We start from the raw sequence: 21,290 nt of genomic DNA, 5'->3' as shown, positions 1-21,290 counted from the left end.
GCGGTAATAAGTCCAACCAAACGAAAAATATGAGAAGCTATTTTTGTTTGGCTGTTCTTATTACTTGATGCAGGACAGCTTTTTCACAACCTCTTTTTCGCTACACTAAGTGCCTTCTAGGTAAAAGTAATCTCTTCTTTGGTATATTCGCTGTTTTATGCTAGAATGTGCCTAGCGATAATTTGGAAGGGATGAATGAAGTGAAAACTATTTATTTGGATCATGCGGCAACTACCCCCATGCATCCTCAAGTAATTGAAGCGATGACGGCGATCATGCAAGAAACGTTTGGTAATCCTTCAAGCATACATGGGTTTGGCCGCCACGCGCATGAAAAAATGGAAACAGCAAGACAAATCATTGCAGATAGTCTGCAAGCAAAACCTCATGAGATCATCTTTAATAGTGGGGGAACAGAAGGGGATAATACAGCTATCTTAGAAACAGCGTTCTCGCGTCAAAAAGAAGGCAGACATCTAATCACTACAGCTATCGAACATCCTGCTGTTCTTAATACCATGAAATATTTAGAGACAAAGGGGTTTGACGTTACATATCTGCCTGTAGATGAAAAAGGAAATCTGTCGATCGAAGAGATCAAAAAAGCGTTGCGAGAAGATACGATCTTGGTCTCTGTGATGTACGGGAACAATGAAATCGGAAATTTGATGCCAATCAAAGAAATCGGTGAACTTTTAGCGGATCATCCAGCTTATTTCCATACAGATGCGGTACAAGCTTATGGAAACCAAACGATCCATCCAGAAGAATTAGGGATCGATTTATTAAGTATCTCTGCTCATAAAATCAATGGACCAAAAGGCGTCGGTTTCTTATATAAACGAGACGGAGTAAATATCCCTGCCTTGCTTTTAGGTGGCGAGCAGGAAGAAAAGCGGCGTGCAGGTACAGAAAACTTAGCAGGAATCTGGGGAATGGCAAAAGCAGTTGAACTGCTATCACCTGAAGAACGTGAAGCACGTAACAACAAATATCAAGGATTCCAACAATTGATTCTTGATACATTAGAAGCAAACGAAATCCCTTATCAAGTAAATGGTGATTTAACGAATAAACTCCCTCATGTGTTGAATCTTCGCTTGATTGGCGAAGCAAATGATTTGCTACTGATGAAGCTTGATCTGAACGGAATCGCTATTTCTACTGGTTCGGCTTGTACAGCAGGGAACATCGAACCTTCTCACGTATTAGAAGCGATGTATGGAGAAGATACGCCGATACTAAAAGAATCCATTCGTATCAGCTTTGGATTAGATAATACTGAAGAAGACATCCATTATTTCCTTGATCAATTAGTTCGTGCTGTCAAAAAATAACTAATAAAGTCATTCTGATGTGGACGGATGTCTGAGAGAACGCCTTCATTTTTTAGGGAACTTAACTGAAAAACCTAGTAAAAATCAGGATAAACTTTTATAATAAAGAGAAACTAATTTTATCGAGGTGAAAATCATGGCATTTGAAACAACAGCAACTGTACTTGGCGCACCAATCAGCTATCGTTTGCATCCTGATGCAAAAAGATATACATTGCGCGATAATGGGTTTACAGAAACAAACGGAGGCAATTATCAATTGATCCGACCATTAGATGCAACGCCGCAAAGCAAAGAAGGCTTCAAACTGAAAATCACTGTATCAAAAGATATCCAAACATTGAAAATGTCGATCACTACAGCAAACGGACTGAAAGCAGTCAATATTTTCAAAGATCCAAAACAGAAAATGAGTCAAGATAAATTCTATTTTTTGATGGATGGGATGATCAGTCGAGGGTTATTCGAAAAAGTCGAATAACCTGTGGATATAAAAAGACAACTAGTTTTGAAACGGCCTAATCGTTAGATCTCTAACTTTGAAAGGACGACACAAAATAGTTGTCTTTTTTATTTTTTCTGCTGTAAATCAGACTCTCGTCCACTCATCAATGGATTTTCCATGTTCATCCACTATTTCCAACCAACTATTTGTTCCGGCAAAGTACAACAGCAAGCTTGCCTCATTCACACTTTTTACGATGATATCTTCGATCGTGGTTGTGCCTGAAATCTTGTCTTTATAATCATCTCGTAGCTTTTGCCCATATTTTGCAGCATAACCTAATGAGCCGTCTTTATTTAAAGGAGGATCTTTGACGAGCGTCGCGCCTGCTTTGATCAGCAATTCATTTCGTTTGATCCAGTAAAGCGTTGCTTGACTTCCCCTGAAATCGACGGTAAAAGGAATCTCACTGACTTCTTTTGACAAGCGATGACGAGCTTTTGCTGGTTTTTTCTTCGTATCTTCAGCGGCAGATGGCACGGAAGAATCGATTGGATAACCAAATGTACTTAGTATAGCAGCAATCTTCTCTTGGTGTTCTGCCATTTTCTTTCTAGCCGTTTCAGGAATCGAAGGGAACGATTCTTTGGCTATTGTAAGACCAGCTTTTTCTGCTTGTTCGGTTAGCATGTAGATCATATAATCGGCTTCTATATCCCAAGGAAGCTGGATCATGATGACGGTATCGATTGTTTCTGGTTGGACTGTTTTCCCAATTGCTGTACACACCTTTTGATGATAAAAGAGATAAAAAGCATTTTCTGGAAGCTTAGGTAGTTTGTGGCTGATCCAGATCGTACCTTGTGTCTGTTCAAGTACGATTTTGATTTCTTCAGGGGTAAGAGTGGTCTGAAAGTTGATTTTCATGACTGATGCCCTCCTAGTTTTTTCTTAGTTTAGCATGATTGCTGATTTTTTTCTGCTAATTTTACTTTTTTACCAAAACTGAAAATATATAACGATGGTATTTGAACAAACAGCTAGGTTTCAAGGAAATAATCAAGTATAATTCTAGCTACGTAAGGACGATAAGTCTTAGAAGAAGTGGGGGAAGGATATGGGAGAAGAAAAGGAGCCGGTTTTACATTGGCGTAAAAATATCAACTTGTTTTTGACAGGTCAGTTTTTATCTGGAATCACGAGTATGATCGTGCAATATGCAATCATTTGGTATCTGACGAAAGAAACAGGTTCAGCAACAATCTTGAGCTTTGCTACGTTATTAGGTATGATCCCAATGGTTTTGCTGAGTCCGTTTGCTGGTCCGTTGGTGGATCGTTGGGACAAAAAGCGATTGTTGATTTTGACAGATATCATTGTCGCGTTGTTTGCAATGGTCTTGGTAGTAGTCGGTACGATTTCTGACACATTTCCGTTGTGGCTAGTGTTTGTATCGTTGTTCATTCGTGCAATTGCTCAAACTTTCCAGATGCCGACGATCCAATCGATCCTTCCTACGATGGTCCCAGAAGAAGAGCTGACACGTATCAATGGACAGCTAGGCATGGTCCAGTCAGCGAATTTTATCATTGCGCCTGCAATAGGTGCATTTTTATTTACAGTGATACCTATCAATTGGCTGATTTTGCTTGATGTGCTAGGCGCGGTATTTGGTGTGGGATTACTTGTTTTTGTGACGATCCCTAAGGTTATTTCGCAAGGAGAAACCATTCATTTGTTGACAGATACAAAATTTGGTGTGAAAAAATTGTACGAGAATAAAGGTCTTTGGCATATCATGCTCAACGGTGCTGTGTTCACGTTATTGTTTATGCCAGCTGCCAGTCTGTATCCGTTGATGACGATGGGCTATTTTGGTCAAAATGTAGGACAGGCGGGTCTTGTCGAAGTAGTCTATTCAGTAGGAATGCTTGCAGGTGGAGCGGTGATTGGCTTTTTTGGAAAATGGAAAGACCGGATGAAGCCGATTTTCATGGCTTACGTAGTCGTAGGTACCACGATTGGGGCTAGTGGATTGTTGCCGGGGACAACACAGGGATTCTTTTATTTTCTTTTACTGAATGCCGGGGCAGGTTTTGCCACACCTTATTTCAATACCTTACTGATGGCGATCATCCAACAGAGTTATGAACCGAACGTTTTAGGACGAGTCTTAGGTGTATTCAACTCATTAATGACTTTGCCAGGGCCGATTGGCTTAATATTTGCCGGCCCCTTGACAGATAAGATTGGTGTAGAAAAGATGTTTCTGATTGCGGGAATTGGTACGCTTTTATGCGGGATCGTTTTATTTTTGACACCCGTTGCTCGAAATTATGATAAAGAATTACAGAAAAAACTGGTGAAAGAACACCGTGAACAAGAAAACGAATAGAAAAGGAGCGGTGATAAAAATTTTCTTCCTACTTGAAATCAAGTGGTTTTTTCACAGCTTTTTTAGATGTTATGAGTTGCTCCGATCAGCAATTTTGTTTACTCTAAGGAAAAGGGAGGCAGGAGAAACATGAATTATTTTACGAGTGATATGCACTTTTTTCATGAGCGTTTACTAGGAGAAAATGACTTTGCTCCGCGACTCTTTGCAAATGTAGATGAGATGAACCAACAGTTGATCACCAGCTGGAATGCAGTAGTAAAAGAAACGGATCACGTCTATCATCTAGGTGATCTTGCCATGCATCCGCAGTATGAAAAAGCAAATGCAGACATCTTAGAATTAGTCAGTCAACTGCAAGGAACGATCCACTTGATCAAAGGGAATCATGACAGTCGTGCGTTCTTCCGTTATTTAGAAAAAAACGATCCTGGACTTTCTGATGGCAGTCCCAAATTTTATTTTTATGACGTAGGTGCTATCGTGAAGTTCGATCATCAGCAATATTACTTGACGCATTATCCAATGTTACTCGGACCTAACGACACCATTCGAAACCTTCACGGGCATATCCATCATTATAGTGTACCCATTGAAAATGTCGTCAATGTAGGCGTAGACGCACCAGAAAGAGACCTTCTAAAAGAAAAACTGCCATTCGGTACGCCGTTATCCGAAAAGCAAATCAAAGAAATATATGAAGCAAAGAGGTCGTGAAAAAGCTGCCCTGCATCAAGTGATAAGAACAGGCAATCAAAAACAGCTTCTCGTGTTTTTGATTGGGTAGGACTTGTCCCCACAAATACAAGCTTTTGAGCCTGCTGCCCAATTCTGTGCCATAAGGATCAAAATAGAAAAACAGTTCGCTGCATGTTATAAAAGAATTGAAGTACCTGATTTTCAAAAATAGGATAAAAAGTCGTCCCTTTTTGGCGCGGCTTTTTATCCTATTTTTTAGTAATACAGTCATATGTTGTAAGGAGGAACTACAAAATACAGTACACGAATTTCCCTTGATCATTAACTGCTTTTCTGACCGTGGCAGTACCATCATTCAATTTCCTAACATCATTATCTATATTAGTGGAATAGACGATCAGGGTGTTTTCTTTTGTGTATCGGTTTAGCCAGTCAATCGCATAATCCACTGACTGATTCACGCCGATATGATAGAAATAATTCCCATAAATCGCTTTTGCTTCGTCCGTCATCGTGAAATCATGATTGAAGCCATAACCATTCCTGACAGAAGCAGCAGTTGTGAATGAACCATGGATCCTTAGATAAGAGGCGTGGCGATAGGTACCATTCTCTAATTTTATCAACGCATGATAATTATTGTAAAAATAATACCAGCTTGGTGTAGCTCGATTATAAGAAACATCTGCATTGAAAGGATTCGGTCGCGTCATTTCATATTTGTCATAGATACTGAGGTTCTCTGTATAGTCAAATCTTTGCTGAGTGAAGGCAGGCGGTGTATGGACGACTTGGTTGATCTGATAAGGATTGACTGGATGTTTTTTCTTCGTGATTTTTGTAAAAGAAGGATTATATCTTAAGTGATTGTTGTCAGTAGAGATATTGTTAGAATAAACGATCTCCAACGAACATTGGGTATAGGTATTGATCCAGTTCATCACATAGTTCGGAACATCATGATCTTCGATCGTCTCTGGAATAAGCGGGATATTCCTGTCAGAAAATTTGGCTCTTGCTTCGTCTGTTAAAAGAAAACGGGTGAACATATCGAATTCTACGACGATCGTTCCAGAATGATTACGCCCGAAAGTAAGACGTGTACTTGCATAAGGTCTCCCGTTATTTTTGTCCGTGGCGATGAAATAATAATCATTCCTTAAGGTGTATGAGTTGGAACCGCGGCTAAAAATGAAATCTTCGCCATCTATAGGAGTGCCGGCGTTCGACCATCGTATGTTTTCTGCGTAATCTTTATAATTTACGAAAAAAGGATTGATTTTTTCGACTTTATCGGATTTTTTTATATCATTTGGAGTTACACCCATTCCGTTAATAAAATCTGTTCTTTCTAAATCAATACCTTGGAAACTAGGATCATTTTCATTAGTTAGCTCATCGATTCTACCATCAGGTGTTGCGTTCATATATGCAGCCCAGATAAGGGAAGAGCAATACCAGTCATTTCTAGTGGATGAGCGATCCCGTCCCATTATATCTCCCCATACACTATACTGTTTACCTAATTGTCCACGCATAAATGAGATGGCTGCATTTCTTTGTGCTGTTGTCCCTGCTGGAACTCTTAAAATAGTTGAATCAGTATAATCGAATCGTTCATCATCCAAGACACCGTAAACAACGCCTCCAGCTTTTGTTTCAAGTATAGGACTATAATCAGTTGCTTCGATAGTTCGGATATATGTGAAGGTCTCTGGTTTTCCATTGATGCTATGTGTCTCTTCATAAATGCCTTCTACGATCATCACATGATGAAGAAATACTGGAGTGATTCCAGCCCTTTTCCGTTCGAAAATGATATCTCCTGGTTGAACGATATTCATCAGATCATATTTATGATAAGTCGGTACTTTTTCAAAAGTGATATTCTCCAAAGCATTTCCGATATTGAATGACCAAAGAGGCGGGTCTTTGGATAATTGTTCGGCTTCTTTACGAATATAGTGCTCATTGACGGTGTTTAGGTAGTCACGCAATTGGTCTTCTTCGGAAATCGCGGAATTGAATGGTTGATTGTAATAATTCGAAGTGAATTCTTCAAATGTCTGATCGAAGGAAGCGTATTCATTTTTGAATTCTTCATAATACTCCTCCAATATCTGCTGGGTATCTGTATCAGCATGTACAGTCGTGATTGGGATGGCAAATGCGACGGCGAGTAAACAGGTAGTCAGAAACAATTTAATTTTTGATTTCAATGTAATCCCTCCTTGTTTTATGCTAGAATAATAACATATGAATAAGTATGATGATAGCTTGAAAATAAAATGTATAAGTTATTTAATCTAGGCGTATATTGCACGTAACACCAAAGAGTAAAATCAGCTATATCGATGATTGAGAACTGTTATCTTTAATGAAATAATTAGCATTTAACTTAAGTTTTACGAATAAAATCAAAGACGTTATATTTTATTTGGGGTTAGATAGTCTACAGAAGATACAATTTCTTGGTAGGGATGAGTATTGAACAGACGTGTTGATTTGTATATCTGTTTGTTTTGTTTCGTTATTATATTTTTTATTTGTTTATTTTTAAATAACAAATTTCTAGATTTTTTGTTTAGAGTTTTTTTGAAGATAGACAAGTATCAATCAATTAGAAAGGAGATGTGTGGATGTTACCACTAAAAAGTAAGACGTGTACGATCATTTCAATAATTTTGCTAGTGCTTTGCATCATCATGACTAGTTTTTATCCTTCGACAAAATATGGAAACTATACAATTCTTGTATCAATAATGTTTTGTAATTGGTTATTTGGTGGGATAAGCCTTGTTTTTTCGTCAAAAATCAATTCTAAGTGCTTAAAAGCATGTGTCATTTTATTAAATTTGATATGTATTTTTGGTTGGATCATTTTTGATTGATGAAAAACGACAGAACCTTTCTGTTGTGAGGAAAAGATGTTTAAAATCACGAGAAGAGAAGAAAATAAAGTTAAATAGAATCGGTTTGTATATAGCTATATTTTTGTCACTTAGTTGTTTCATTGGTATCTATTCTTACTATATAAATAGTCTCTAAAATAGAGTTTTAATGTGAGATATTAAGTCTTTATTCTTTGAGCAAAATAAATCTTGTATAAGCAATTTGATAAAAAACGACATGTATGAATACTTTGATGAAAAGGAGATGTGTGGATGTTACCACTAAAAAGTAAGACGTGTACGATCATTTCAATAAGCTTGTTGTCAATTTGTTTCATTTCAGCTAGTTTTTATTTTCATCCTTCTATAGAAAATAATCTTCAGTTTTTAGTGTCCATAATATTTTGTTGTTGGAGCACTGGTGGTTTGAGTTTGGTTTTTTCGAAAAAAATCAATTCTAAAAGGTTAAAAATGCTAGTTATCCTACTTGATTTGATTGGTATTTATAGTTGGGTGATTTATGCTATGTAAATTGTTCTGTTTTAGTTTGTTGTTTCAATAAAAAACGAAAATGAGGGGAAATAAATGAAATTAGATGTCAATTTGATCGGTTTATGTGTATCTATGTTACTGTCTGGCTGGTGTCTCGGGATAGCTCATTTCTATTACGGAAATAGCCCTCAAGGAGTATATATGTTACTTATGATGATTTTTCCAGGATTAACAGGACTATATTTTTCTACAAAAGTCAAGTCTGTAAGAATGAGATGGTTCCTGATAATACTAAATTATCTAATAGCTACCCATCTTACTATGATGCAATTTTATGGTCATTTATTAAGATAGCCATGTATCAATCGGAAAGGAGATTTGTGAATGTTACCATTAAAAAGTAAGACGTGTACAATCATTTCAATAAGTCTGCTAGTGCTTTGTATAGCTTTGACTATTTTTTTCCCTTCAATAAATTATAACGACGATGGGACTCGTATACGAATAATGTTTTGTATTTGGTTATTTGGTGGGTTAAGCCTGGTTTTTTCAACAAAAATCAATTCTAAATGTTTAAAAGCGATTGTTATAGTATCGAATTTGATATGTATCTTTAACTGGATCATTTTTGGTTGGTAAAAAATGGCGGAACGTTTCTGTTGTAAGAAAAAGAGGATTAAAAACAAAAGGAGAAAAAATGAAACTAACTATCAATTTGGTCGGGTTATGTATATCTATGTTACTGTCTGGCTGGTGTCTAGGGGTGGCTCATTTCTATTATGGAAATAGTCTTCAAAGTGCAGCTTTAATGATTTTCATATCCTTCCCCGGCTTAGCAGGTCTTTATTTTTCGACAAAGATCAAATCTGCGAAGGTAAGATGGATGTTGTTAGTTATCAATTATCTATTTGCTACATATTTTAATGTTTTCCAATTTCTATTTATTTTGTTTCAAACTTTTTGAAGTCAGCAACGAAGCAAACAATTAAAAAGGAGCGAGTTGAATGTTATCAATAGAAAGTAAGAAAAGTAAGAGGGTATCGGTGGTTCTGTTAGTCTTCTGTATGATTTTGCTCAGCAGTCATTTGTATATTCGTCATGAAGTGATAGGGTTTCTGATTGTCCAGTATTCATGTTGGATTTTAAGTGGTATCAGTTTAGCTTTTTCAAGAAGAATGGATTCTATAAAAGTAAAATGGCTAGTGATTGCTCTTCATTTTCTTTTGACTTGCGGAGTAGGGCTTGTTTACATCATTGGGTGGATCATCGGGTGGATAAGTTTACCTAGGTGGGAGTTGTTGTTAGTATGTGTGTTGTATTTTGGAGCAGTCGTAACATTAGACTATCAAAAAAAGAAAAAAACATTCTATCTGTTCGGTCTAGGTCTACCGATGCTAATATCGATCAGTTCGCTTATTGGAATCCATTACTTGTTGGCTTTCCATTCAAATACTATTAAATCTTGGCTTGTTATCCCTTTGTTGCTTTTCATGATGATTTCCGGCTTGATGGGTCTCTATTTCTCTACAAAACTTGAAGATAATCGAATAAAGTGGCTGCTATTAGGGATGAATTATCTATTTGCTACTTATTACAATATTGTTCTTTTGTTTTTCTTATGAATCGAAACTGCCGTTCCTCTTTTGATCATGAGAATCATTGGGGCATGAGGAAGGCGATGTATGGGTCAATTAAAAAGGAGAGAGTTGGATGTTATCAATAGAAAGTAAGAAAAGTAAGCGGGTATCGGTGGTTCTGTTAGTCTTCTGTATGATTTTGCTCAGCAGTCATTTGTATATTCGTCATGAAGTGATAGGGTTTCTGATCATTCAGTATTCATGTTGGATTTTAAGTGGTATCAGTCTAGCTTTTACAAGAAGAATGGATTCCATAAAAGTAAAATGGCTAGTGATTGCTCTTCATTTTCTTTTGATTTGCGGATTAGGGCTGTTTTACATCATTGGGTGGTTAAGTTTATCTAGGTTGGATTTGTTGCTAGGATGTGTGTTGTATATTGGTTTAGTAGAAATATTAGAATATAAACAGAAAGAAAAAGCATTTTTTTTGTTCGGTCTAGGTCTACCGATGTTGATATCGATCAGTTTACTTATTTGGATCCATTATCTATTGGCTTTCTATTTAAATACCGACAGGATGTGGGCAATCATCGCTTTGTTGCTTTTCATAATGATTTCCGGCTTGATGGGTCTCTATTTCTCTACAAAACTTGAGGATAATCGAATAAAGTGGCTACTTTTAGGAATGAATTATCTATTTGCTACTTATTACAATGTTGTTCTTTTGTTTTTCTTATGAATCGAAACTGCCGTTCCTCTTTTGATCATGAGAATCACTGGAGTATGAAGATAGCGCTGTTTTTTCCCTATGATAGGTTATGTATTCGAACGCTGATAATTAAGGGATGAAATTTTCAGAAATATGACGTATAATGTAAAATACTGAAAAGTTGCGACCTTCAACTCGTAGATGTTTCAGAATCTAATTGAAATGATGGTGATATCATGACAGACAACAGCCAAACACGCGTTGTCGTAGGGATGAGCGGCGGTGTCGACTCATCTGTAACAGCACTTTTATTAAAGGAACAAGGATACGACGTGATCGGGATCTTCATGAAAAATTGGGATGATACGGACGAAAACGGCGTATGTACGGCCACGGAAGATTATAAGGATGTAGCGAAAGTAGCTGCTCAAATCGGGATTCCTTATTATTCTGTGAATTTCGAAAAAGAATATTGGGACCGTGTATTTGAATATTTCCTAGCCGAATACCGCGCAGGACGTACACCTAACCCAGACGTGATGTGTAACAAAGAAATCAAATTCAAAGCATTCTTGGACTATGCAATGGATCTTGGTGCTGATTATGTAGCTACTGGACATTATGCGCAAGTCACTCGCGATGAAAACGGTGTGGTCCATATGCTTCGCGGAGTAGACAACAATAAAGATCAAACTTACTTCCTTAGTCAATTATCACAAGAACAGCTTTCAAAAACGATGTTCCCTCTAGGCGGTATGGAAAAATCAGAAGTGCGGGCAATTGCTGAACGCGCAGGCCTTGCGACTGCTAAGAAAAAAGATTCAACAGGAATCTGCTTTATTGGTGAAAAGAACTTCAAACAATTTTTGAGCAACTATCTACCAGCGAAAAAAGGCAATATGGTCACTCTTGACGGTGAAGTCAAAGGGCAACATGCTGGTTTGATGTACTATACGATCGGTCAACGTCAAGGCCTAGGAATCGGTGGCGGAGGAGATTCGCAAGAACCTTGGTTTGTCGTAGGGAAAGATTTAGCGACGAACACATTATACGTGGGTCAAGGGTTCCACCATCCTGCACTGTACGCCACAAGCTTGGATGCAAGTGAAATCCACTTTACGACGAATGAACCAATGCCAAAAGAATTCAAGTGCACAGCGAAATTCCGTTACCGTCAACAAGATGTTCCTGTGACAGTTCGCTTATTGGATGATAACCGTGCAGAAGTCGTATTCGACGAACCTGTACGTGCCATCACTCCTGGACAAGCAGTTGTATTTTATGACGGAATGGAATGTCTAGGTGGCGGTTTGATCGACCACGCATACCAAGAAACAAAAGTTTTACAATACGTTTAAGCGATATGAAATGAATCAAAACAGCTATGGCTAACAAAAGAAACACCTTTTCTTTTGGACAGCATAGCTGTTTTTTTGCAATAAAATTAATTTTTATTCATTTTACGCTTGTAATTTTAGTGTAAACAGTCCATAATATCCAATAATATGAATAAAGTTGCTTTTGGTAAGCAAGAGCAGATGCAAAATAAAGGAAATATTTTGCAGGTGGTTTGTTCAATTTTATAAGTGAAGGTGATGGAAATGGAAAAGAAATCGACAGGTATTAGTAAGTGGGGTCTGGTTGCTCTCGTTGTCAGTTCGTCAATCGGAAGCGGTGTGTTTGGAATCACGAGTGATCTGGCTAGTTCTGCCGCCCCTGGACCAGCAATCCTTTCATGGATAATCGTCGGGATTGGTATTTTAGCTTTGGTATTATCGCTGAACCATTTAGGAGAAAAACGTCCAGATCTGGATGGCGGGATTTTTGGGTATGCAGAAGCTTCATTTGGTAAGTTAGGTGGCTTCATTAGTGGCTGGGGCTATTGGTTGTCTGCGTGGCTAGGAAATGTTGCTTTTGCGACGATGCTAATGAGTGCCATGGGAGAATTTTTTCCGATATTCAAAGGGGGACAAAATGTTCCTTCTATTTTATTCGCAAGTCTTTTTATTTGGGGTCTGACTTTATTAGTAAACAATGGGATCGAAGGAGCGAGCGTAATCAATACGATCGTGACGATTTGTAAATTAGTGCCATTATTCCTATTTTTAATATTTGTATTTATCGCATTTAAAGTGAATATATTCACTACTAATTTTTGGGGCAACGTATCTGATAATCTAGTGAACGGATCAGGACAGCAAGGAACGATCTGGTTGCAGATCAAAGGTTGTTTGATGGTCATGATGTGGGTCTTTGTAGGGATCGAAGGTGCAAGTGTTTTAGCTAACCGCGCGAAGAAACGTTCAGAAGCCCAGCAAGCATCCATCATGGGGCTGCTTTGTTTATTATTTATCTATATCCTTGCTTCGATCTTGCCATACGGTGTCTTATCTCAAGAAGAGTTAGCAACTATTTCACAACCTGCTATGGCAAATATTTTAAAAGGAATCGTGGGAAATTGGGGAGCGGCACTGATCAATATCGGCTTGATCATTTCGATCATCGGTTCTTGGTTGTCTTGGACGATGCTCCCAGCAGAAACAACGATGTTGATGGCTCGAGACGGTCTGTTGCCGAAAGCTTGGGGAAAAACGAATAAAAAAAATGCCCCAACTTATTCGTTAGTTGTTACTGCCATCTTGACTAATCTATTCTTATTGACTTTCTTAGTTACTGATTATGCCTATCAATTTGCCTATTCTTTATGTACAGCGGCAATCTTGATTTGTTATCTGCTTGTCGGAATCTATCAAGTCCAGTTTTCTTTAAAAGAAGGAATCAAAAAACAAGTAGTGATCGGTGGGATTGCTGTAGTTTTTGAATTGATGGGAATCACTTTAGCAGGATTTTCTTATGTCCTTTTATGTAGTATTGCCTATCTTCCTGGTTTTTGCTTCTACTGGATCGCTTGTCGGGAAACCAACCATCAAATCACGGGAAAAGAAAAAGTAATGATTGGGCTGATTTGTGTGGCCGCACTGCTTTCAATCGGGTTGCTTACTGTAGGCTGGATCAAGATATAAGGGGGAAAGAAACATGGAAATCGCAAATTTCGGTGTGGAAGAATGGCTAAATAAATGGGAGAAGAAAGCGGTATATGATATTGCACAAAGTTCGATCGAAGCATTGACATTAGACGAACTCGTTGGCTTAGACGGGACCAACGTAAGTGAATTTTTCGAAAAACGCAAAAATGAACCATTGGACTATGGCTGGATCGAAGGATCAGATGCGTTCAAACAAGAAGTCGCTTCGCTTTATCAAACCGTCGATCCAGAAAACATCTTACAAACGAACGGAGCGACTGGTGCTAATCTTTTAGCTCTATACGCGTTAGTGGAAGCAGGAGACCATGTTGTTTCGATGCTTCCCACTTATCAGCAACTATATGACATCCCTAAATCTTTAGGTGCCACTGTTGACTTTGTTCATTTGAAGGAAGAAGAAGATTGGCAGTTTGATTTAGAACAGCTAGAAGCCTTAGTCAAACCTGAAACAAAAATCATCTGTTTGAATAGTGCAAACAATCCTACAGGCACATTGCTAGATCGGAAAACTTTAGAAAAAATCGCAGAAATTGCTCGTACAGTAGATGCATATGTATTGATAGATGAAGTATATGCGCCTTTAACGGATAAAGGTGAATTCTTGTCGATCGTAGATGTCTATGAGAAAGGTATAGCAACCAATTCCCTATCCAAAACCTACTCCATTCCAGGTATCCGTATTGGCTGGACAGCTACTGGACCTGAGTTGGCAGAGGTTTTTCGAAAATATCGAGACTACACGATGATTTGCGGCGGAGTCCTGTCAGATGATCTTGCTGTACATGCTTTGAAGAACAAAGAAAAAATCTTGGAGCGAAATCAAAAGATCATTACTGAGAACCTTGCGATTTTAAAACAGTGGGTAGCAAATGAACCGAAAGTTGAACTCGTCGCTCCCAATTACGTCTCTACTTCTTTCATCAAATTAACCATCGAAGAAGATGATCAGACATTTTGTATCAATTTATTAGAAGAAACAGGAGTACTATTAGTACCAGGAAGTGCCTTTGATTTACCGAAGCATGCCCGACTAGGTTACTGTTGTAAAAAAGAAACCTTGGAAAAGGGATTATCCCTTTTATCTGAATTCTTGAAAAAACAGGCCTAAACAAAAACACTGCAAGGACAGTCTGTGACAACTGTTCAAGCAGTGTTTTTCATTTACGCTTATTGTCTATGAGAAGGAGAGTGCCCTGAAGATATGGAGACTCCTGAAGCTTTTTCTTCTGCAGTTTCTTGCTGATGGATCTCTTGTGTATTGTGTCGTACAAGCAAGAAGTTGACTAAAACAAGAAGAGAAGTCGAAAGAAAGACGCCACGATAACCAAATGCACTGGAAACACTGGAGCCAATCATAGGTCCTACTACGTTACCAGTTGCTTGGAAAGATTGGTTATAACTGAAGATCCGTCCAGCAGCTTGATGAGGCGAATATTTTGTGATCAATGCTTGGACAGCAGGGAGCAGACAAGCATCAGAGATACCAATCAAAAAACGTAAGGCAGCTAATTGCCAAACATTCGTGACGAATGCCATTGGGATATAAACCAAAATCGCAAAACCCAAACCAATCGCAAGTATTCTTTCACTCCCAATCTTGTCACCTAAGCGACCAAATCTTGGAGCGGCTATCAAAGTAGCAATTCCAGGTATCGAAGCGATGATTCCGCTGATCAATGTAACATTCCCATGTCCATGCAGCAATTGACGAATGTACAGACTGATGATTGGACTGATGGAATTGTTGGATGCTTGGATGATCATCGTTGTGACGAACATACCGATGACGACGTGTGGATATTTCAAGTCTTTGAAAATCTGTTTGGCAGAAACCATGTTTTCTTTTTTCACTGGGACAAATTTTTCATGGACGAAAAACAGACTCAACAAGAAGACGAAAAATAAGATGATCCCTGTAATGAAAAAGGTAGGGCGATAGCCAAACGCTGAAGCAGAGATCCCGCCAAGAAGCGGTCCAAGTAATGTTCCTGTAACAGAACCAGTTGCTAAGGTCCCAAGAACTTGACCACTTTTTTCTTTTGGCGTCCCAGTTGCGACAAGGGCAGTGGCATTACTGATATAACCAGAAAAAATCCCTTGAAGCAGACGCAATGCGACTAATTGATACACACTAGTCACGCAGCCCATCAAAGAAATGACGATTGCCATTCCTAATGAAGCACGCAACAGCATCAATTTTCTTCCTTTTTGATCGGCTAATTTCCCCCACCAAGGAGAGATCAGCGTAGTCACTAAGAAAGTAGATGAAAAAGTCAATCCGCTCCAAAAGTTCAATTGTGCCGTACTATAATTACCTAACGTATCTATGTAAAGTGACATAAAAGGCATGACTAAACTAAATCCGATACCAGCCATAAATGTTCCAAACCATAAGACAAACAAGTTCTGTTCCCAAGTTTCTCTTTTCCTAAATAATTTTTCCTTTATTCTTGCAGCCAATTAGACTCCTTCTTTCTGAAAATTTTCATCTACAACTCTTTATTATAAACTACATTATGTAGTTTATCAATGAAAGTCTCTTTTTTCTCGTTCTTTTTCGTGGTAAACTGAAAGAGTGAAGGATTTATTTTATGAGAGGAAACATGGAAATGAAAAAAAGAAATCTGTCTCAAGAGAAAATCATCGACTGCTTTCGAGAACTAGCAGAAGAGATGGATGTTCAGCAAATAACCTTTCAGCATTTAGCAAAACGCTTGGATATCAAGGCTCCCTCGCTGTATAACCATTTCAAAAATATTCGTGATGTCAAAACAGCGTTAACAGCAAAACTTCTGCAGGAACTTAATGACCAGCTGCGTCGGGCTCTTGTGGGGAAAAGTGGTCAGGAAGCACTGCAGATCTATGCAGAAACTTATCGATCCTTTGCTTTTTCGAATCAAGCAGTGTATGAGTTGCTGATCAGTGTGCCCCACACCAATGAAGCAGTTTTATTAGAGGGAATCCATGAAACGAACCAGATCATTTTGCAGATCTTTGAGGCTTTTCAATTAACGAAAGAAGAAAAAGTCCACCGAAGCAGAGAATTACGTAGTATGATCCACGGCTATCTTTCCTTGCGTTTTTTAGGATACTTTACAAAAGAACCGACAATCGATCCAGAGGACAGCTATTTTTGGATGATCAATGACTTTATCGCTACTTTGCCTTAAACAATCAGATTCATTGGTATCATTTTCAAGATGTTCATTAAATGATCCTTTTATAAGAGAAAATTCTTGCAACTTTCTTGAAAAGTGACTAAGATGAGTCTAGAAAAGCTGAAAGAAGGAGCACGAGTATGTATCAAGTAATTACCATGTTCGGGGACAATGAGCCTTGGTGGTTTTTTGAAGACTGGGAAGAAGATATTGAAGCAGAAGAAACATTCGAGTCTTTTGAAGAAGCACGACAAGCGTACGAAAAACAATGGATCGCGATCCATCAAAATTATGAATATATCAATGCGAAAAGAAACTTTCTCAGCGCCTTTTGGAATGACGGAGATGAGCGCTGGTGTGAAGAGTGTGACGATGATTTACAGCAATACAAGGGACTTGCGTTGTTGAAAAATCATCAGCCCATCACAGTAGAAAGCAGAAAGGAATTTTATGAAACAACTAATTCTAGCGGAAAAACCAAGCGTTGCGAAAGACCTAAGCAAGGTGCTTGGTGCTAATCAAAAGCACAAAAATTATTACGAAGGACCCAAGGTGATCGTTACTTGGGCCCTTGGTCATTTATTAGGATTGAAAATGCCGGAAGATCTGAATAAGGAATGGCAGAGCTGGCAAATGGACACGTTGCCGATGATCCCTAAAAAACTAGGAATCAAACCACTTCCTAAAACAGGATATCAATTAAAAGCAATCAAGCAGCTGGCTCAACGAAAAGATGTCTCAGAAGCAGTCATTGCGACAGATGCCGGAAGGGAAGGGGAACTTGTTGCTCGCTGGATCTTAGAGTATGTGCATTTCAATAAACCAGTGAAGCGGTTATGGATCTCTTCTCAAACAGATAAAGCAATCAAAACAGGATTCAAGCAACTAAGACCTGCAAAAGAATATGATGCATTGTATGAATCTGCTCTTGCCCGGGCAAAAGCGGACTGGTTGGTAGGATTGAATGTGACCAGAGCCTTAACTGTGAAGTACGCGGATAATTTATCAGCGGGCCGTGTGCAGACCCCGACACTAGCATTAGTGAGAGACCAAGAAAAGAAAATCGAACAGTTCCGTCCACAAACGTATTTCACGATCACGTTGCACGCTGGAAAAGAACAAGCCAAAATGGTTCAAAAAAATCAATTTGCTTTAAAAACACAAGAAGAAGCACAAAAACTTGTTCAATTGATCAGTACAAGCAAAGGAACTGTCACAGAAGTCCAAGAAAAATTAAAAACGGAATCTGCGCCGCTACCTTATGATTTAACAGAGATCCAAAGAGAAGCCAATCAACGCTATGGCTATTCTGCAAAGAAAACATTAAGTCTTGTACAAAGTTTATATGAGACCCATAAAATCGTTACTTATCCGCGTACAGACAGCAAATACCTGACAAACGACATGAAAAGTACGATGAACGAACGACTGCAAGCAGTCAGCGATTTTGCTCCTGAGGTCAAGCAGTATTTGAAAAACGGAGCCATCGTCCAACAGACAAAAGTATTCCAAGACAATAAAGTGACCGATCACCATGCGCTTTTGCCAACTGAAAACCGAGCACGTTATGAAAAACTAAGTAATGAAGAGCAAAAAATCTATCAAATGATCGTCTCTCGTTTCTTAGGCTTGTTTGCTCAACCACACAAAGTCAGTCAGACAAAAGTCACGGTTGAATTTGATAAAGAACAATTCATTTTCCGACAAAATCGTGTCATCCAAGCAGGGTGGAAAGGCGAAACTGAATCTGAAACGGAAACAGTCAAATGGGAAAAAGGAATGCGGATCAATCCTGATTTCACCATCAAAAAAGAATTATCTGCACCGCCTAAACCATTGACAGAAGCAAGCTTGCTTGGACAAATGGAAAAATACAGTCTGGGAACCCCGGCTACTCGTGCAGAGATCATTGAAAAATTGATCAAATCAGAGTTGATGGAACGTACCCCTCAAGGACTGCAAGTATCCCCTAAAGGTAAACAATTATTAGTATTAGTCAACCCATCTTTAGTGACACCGGATCTGACAGAAAGCTGGGAAAAAGACCTTGAAGCTATTGCTGCAGGAAAGAAACAAGCAGGAACCTTCTTGAATGGAATCGAAAAAGAAACAAAACGCTTGGTGAATGAAATCAAATCAAGCAAACAAGAATATCAAGATTTCTCGATTACCCAAAAGAAATGTCCAGAATGTGGGGCCAATCTGCGTGAGAAAAACACGCGAGACGGCAAAATTTATGTCTGCACCAATTCAGATTGCAACTACCGCAGAAGAAAAGATCCAAAAGTCTCCAACCATCGCTGCCCACAATGCCACCGGAAAATGGAAATCATCGAAGGCAAAAATGGTGCTTATTTCCGTTGTAAATACGACGGAACGACAGAAAAAATGCTTGATAAAAAAGAGCAGAAGAAGAAAATGACCAAACATGAAGAACGTCGCTTGCTGAAAAAATATGCACAGGCAGAAGAACCAGAAGAAAGCCCATTAGCAGCAGCACTAAAAGCGGCAATGAAGAAGTAAGAAGATGGAGGTTGTGACAGAAGTGGTCAGCTTCAAGAAATAAGAAGGAATTTACGAAAATTGCTTCTCAAATTTTTGTAACATTTCGGCTTATTTTTCGAAGAAGCTACTTCTGGAACACCATATATCAGAGGTTGTGAAAAAGCTGTTCTGCATCATCCTGCATCAAGTAATAAGAACAGCAAACAAAAATAGCTCCTCATATTTTGTCGTTTGTTGAGCTAATACCGAAGGTTAGTTGATTGAAAACCGTTTGTTCGGAAAAAGGGACTGCGACAAGATTTTTGTCACAGTCCCTCTTCATTTAAAAAAATGTTTACTTCATTTGACGTATATTATTGGTGAGGCTTCAATTCATTTGGCTTCACTTTTTCTGTTTCTCTAATAATATAAACAGGACGTTGCTTCGTTTCTAAGAAGATTTTTCCGATATATTTCCCGATGATTCCAAGACATAACAGTTGGATTCCGCCGATGAATAGGAAGATCGAGACCATGGAAGGCCATCCTGATGTAGGATCACCAAACAGCAATGCCCGCAAAATAATGAACAAGATCGCAATACCAGAACCGACACAAGACAAAGCGCCGATAAATGAAGCAATTGTCAATGGCGCATCGGAGAAGTTCACGATACCATCAATCGAGTAGTTGAACAATTTCCAGAAGGACCAAGATGTTTCACCAGCTACACGTTCGCGGTTTTCATAAGAAATATATTCTGTTTTGAATCCGACCCAACTGAATAAACCTTTTGAAAATCGGTTGTATTCTGTTAGTTCTAGGACAGCATCCACCATTTGTCGGGTCATCAAACGGAAATCACGAGCGCCATCGACCATTTCTGTATCGCTGATTTTATTAATCAACTGGTAGAATTTTTTCGCGAAGAAGCTGCGGATTGCAGGCTCACCTTCACGAGTCGAACGCCGGGTGCCGACACAATCGATATCAGAAGTAGTGATTCGTTCAATCATCTCAGGAAGCAGTTCAGGTGGATCTTGTAAGTCAACATCCATAACAGTCACTAAATCTCCTGTAGAAGCTTGTAATCCAGCGTATAGAGCCGCTTCTTTCCCGAAATTTCTGGAAAATGAGACAAAGCGGACATAAGGATAAGCTGCAGCTAGCTTCTTGATTGCTGCTAATGTACCGTCTTTTGATCCATCGTCAATAAATAAATATTCGAACTCATGGGGACCTTTGAATTTTTCAACCTCATCAAAAAAAAGAGGAACCGTTTTTTCTTCATTGAAACATGGGACAACAATTGATACTTTCATCGTTTCTTTCCTTTCAATCGTATGTTTATATATGGTTTACATTCAAAATTTAATAAACCTTAAATAACACCTTTTAAATTTGATTTTACGTAAAAGAACAGGTATTCTTTTGGTAAACTACCGTATTTAGTTTACCATGTTTCCTGGGTTTATCAAATTTTTAAGAACAATTTTTAGTAGTTGGCAAGTAGTTTCGGACAGAGAAAAAGGAGGAAGTTCCAGTCTGTTGACCAGGAGCAAACAAAATGAAAATACACACACCTATCGGCTTTTTATGGTTAGATGCAGATGAATCCGGGTTGACTGCTGTATCTTTTCAGCCAATTTCGGAAAGCAAATCAGCGAATCAGCAAATTTTAACGCGCACACAAGAACAGTTTGAAGAATATTTTACGGGAAAAAGAAAAGAATTTGAAATTCCTTTATCTATAAAGAGAGGTACGCCTTTTCAGCAAAATGTCTGGAAAGCTTTGTCGACCATTCCTTATGGAGAAATCCGAACATATAAAGAAGTAGCCGTTGCTGTCGCTAGTCCGAAAGCTGTGCGAGCGATTGGACAGGCAAATCGAACCAATCCATTACCAATCGTTATTCCTTGTCATCGAGTGATCGGGCAAAATGGAAAACTGACAGGATATATGGGAAACGCAACAGATGGAGTCGAAATCAAACGCCAATTGTTGCTATTAGAAGGGTATCTGCAAAATTAAAAAACAGTTGTGATTCGAACATTG

At 38.6% G+C, this 21,290-nt stretch carries 17 protein-coding genes; 13 read left to right on the top strand and 4 right to left on the bottom strand.

All coding sequences use genetic code 11. The annotated features are described in order from the left end of the window. Positions 1 to 191: 191 nt before the first annotated feature. Both OZZ83_RS09065 and OZZ83_RS09060 read left to right on the top strand, forming a co-directional pair. Complete coding sequence (locus OZZ83_RS09065; protein ID WP_002308210.1) at positions 192 to 1,337, top strand: cysteine desulfurase family protein; 1,146 nt, start codon at positions 192 to 194, stop codon at positions 1,335 to 1,337. Between the two features lie 136 nt (positions 1,338 to 1,473). Next, positions 1,474 to 1,818 carry a DUF1831 domain-containing protein gene (locus tag OZZ83_RS09060; protein WP_002286736.1) on the top strand — a complete coding sequence of 115 codons (345 nt, stop codon included), beginning with the start codon at positions 1,474 to 1,476 and terminating at the stop codon, positions 1,816 to 1,818. A 108-nt stretch (positions 1,819 to 1,926) separates the two neighbouring features. Here the strand turns inward: OZZ83_RS09060 and OZZ83_RS09055 are convergent, their stop codons facing one another. Then, on the bottom strand, positions 1,927 to 2,709 hold the full coding sequence (locus tag OZZ83_RS09055) for a hypothetical protein (RefSeq protein WP_252706799.1): 783 nt from the start codon (positions 2,707 to 2,709) through the stop codon (positions 1,927 to 1,929). 190 nt (positions 2,710 to 2,899) lie between these two features. Between OZZ83_RS09055 and OZZ83_RS09050 the strand changes: the two genes are divergently transcribed. Further along, a complete protein-coding gene (locus OZZ83_RS09050) occupies positions 2,900 to 4,177 on the top strand; it encodes an MFS transporter (protein ID WP_002308213.1) in 1,278 nt (425 codons plus the stop codon). A 129-nt stretch (positions 4,178 to 4,306) separates the two neighbouring features. Then, positions 4,307 to 4,894, top strand: coding sequence for a metallophosphoesterase family protein (locus OZZ83_RS09045; protein WP_002313362.1), 588 nt, complete (start codon positions 4,307 to 4,309; stop codon positions 4,892 to 4,894). A gap of 269 nt (positions 4,895 to 5,163) precedes the next feature. Here OZZ83_RS09045 and OZZ83_RS09040 read toward each other — a convergent pair whose 3' ends face one another. Continuing rightward, complete coding sequence (locus OZZ83_RS09040) at positions 5,164 to 7,095, bottom strand: YiiX/YebB-like N1pC/P60 family cysteine hydrolase (RefSeq protein ID WP_087063608.1); 1,932 nt, start codon at positions 7,093 to 7,095, stop codon at positions 5,164 to 5,166. 2,168 nt (positions 7,096 to 9,263) lie between these two features. Between OZZ83_RS09040 and OZZ83_RS09035 the strand changes: the two genes are divergently transcribed. From OZZ83_RS09035 to OZZ83_RS09015, 5 genes are all read left to right on the top strand, one after another. Continuing rightward, a complete protein-coding gene (locus OZZ83_RS09035; protein ID WP_002313364.1) occupies positions 9,264 to 9,881 on the top strand; it encodes a hypothetical protein in 618 nt (205 codons plus the stop codon). An 88-nt stretch (positions 9,882 to 9,969) separates the two neighbouring features. Beyond that, positions 9,970 to 10,575: a hypothetical protein gene (locus OZZ83_RS09030; protein ID WP_002308223.1), complete on the top strand. Its 606-nt coding sequence runs from the start codon at positions 9,970 to 9,972 to the stop codon at positions 10,573 to 10,575. A 206-nt stretch (positions 10,576 to 10,781) separates the two neighbouring features. Then, on the top strand, positions 10,782 to 11,903 hold the full coding sequence (gene mnmA, locus OZZ83_RS09025) for a tRNA 2-thiouridine(34) synthase MnmA (protein ID WP_002313365.1): 1,122 nt from the start codon (positions 10,782 to 10,784) through the stop codon (positions 11,901 to 11,903). Positions 11,904 to 12,146: 243 nt separating this feature from the next. Continuing rightward, entirely contained in the window at positions 12,147 to 13,568 is a 1,422-nt protein-coding gene (arcD, locus tag OZZ83_RS09020; protein WP_002308225.1) for an arginine-ornithine antiporter, read from the top strand. Positions 13,569 to 13,581: 13 nt separating this feature from the next. Then, positions 13,582 to 14,700, top strand: a complete 1,119-nt coding sequence (locus OZZ83_RS09015; RefSeq protein WP_002308226.1) for an aminotransferase — start codon at positions 13,582 to 13,584, stop codon at positions 14,698 to 14,700. A gap of 59 nt (positions 14,701 to 14,759) precedes the next feature. Here OZZ83_RS09015 and OZZ83_RS09010 read toward each other — a convergent pair whose 3' ends face one another. After that, complete coding sequence (locus OZZ83_RS09010; protein WP_002308227.1) at positions 14,760 to 16,052, bottom strand: multidrug efflux MFS transporter; 1,293 nt, start codon at positions 16,050 to 16,052, stop codon at positions 14,760 to 14,762. A 149-nt stretch (positions 16,053 to 16,201) separates the two neighbouring features. Between OZZ83_RS09010 and OZZ83_RS09005 the strand changes: the two genes are divergently transcribed. The 3 genes from OZZ83_RS09005 (at position 16,202) to OZZ83_RS08995 (ending at position 19,273) form a co-directional block, all read left to right on the top strand. After that, positions 16,202 to 16,762: a TetR/AcrR family transcriptional regulator gene (locus tag OZZ83_RS09005; protein WP_002325115.1), complete on the top strand. Its 561-nt coding sequence runs from the start codon at positions 16,202 to 16,204 to the stop codon at positions 16,760 to 16,762. A gap of 128 nt (positions 16,763 to 16,890) precedes the next feature. Then, positions 16,891 to 17,268 carry a DUF1033 family protein gene (locus OZZ83_RS09000; RefSeq protein WP_002308231.1) on the top strand — a complete coding sequence of 126 codons (378 nt, stop codon included), beginning with the start codon at positions 16,891 to 16,893 and terminating at the stop codon, positions 17,266 to 17,268. Further along, on the top strand, positions 17,201 to 19,273 hold the full coding sequence (locus tag OZZ83_RS08995; protein WP_002308233.1) for a DNA topoisomerase III: 2,073 nt from the start codon (positions 17,201 to 17,203) through the stop codon (positions 19,271 to 19,273). Before OZZ83_RS09000 ends, OZZ83_RS08995 begins: the two co-directional genes overlap by 68 nt. Positions 19,274 to 19,608: 335 nt before the next feature. Here the strand turns inward: OZZ83_RS08995 and OZZ83_RS08990 are convergent, their stop codons facing one another. Continuing rightward, a complete protein-coding gene (locus OZZ83_RS08990; RefSeq protein ID WP_002308234.1) occupies positions 19,609 to 20,556 on the bottom strand; it encodes a glycosyltransferase family 2 protein in 948 nt (315 codons plus the stop codon). Positions 20,557 to 20,801: 245 nt separating this feature from the next. Here OZZ83_RS08990 and OZZ83_RS08985 point away from each other — a divergent pair, with 245 nt between their 5' ends. After that, positions 20,802 to 21,266: a methylated-DNA--[protein]-cysteine S-methyltransferase gene (locus OZZ83_RS08985; protein WP_002308236.1), complete on the top strand. Its 465-nt coding sequence runs from the start codon at positions 20,802 to 20,804 to the stop codon at positions 21,264 to 21,266. Positions 21,267 to 21,290 lie beyond the last annotated feature (24 nt).

The organism is Enterococcus sp. E5-162, from assembly GCF_035725965.1.
In the GTDB taxonomy this organism is placed as follows: Bacteria; Bacillota; Bacilli; order Lactobacillales; family Enterococcaceae; genus Enterococcus_B; species Enterococcus_B lactis.
The sequence above is the reverse complement of the archived record's forward strand: the minus strand, read 5'-3'. Positions and strand labels throughout refer to the sequence as shown.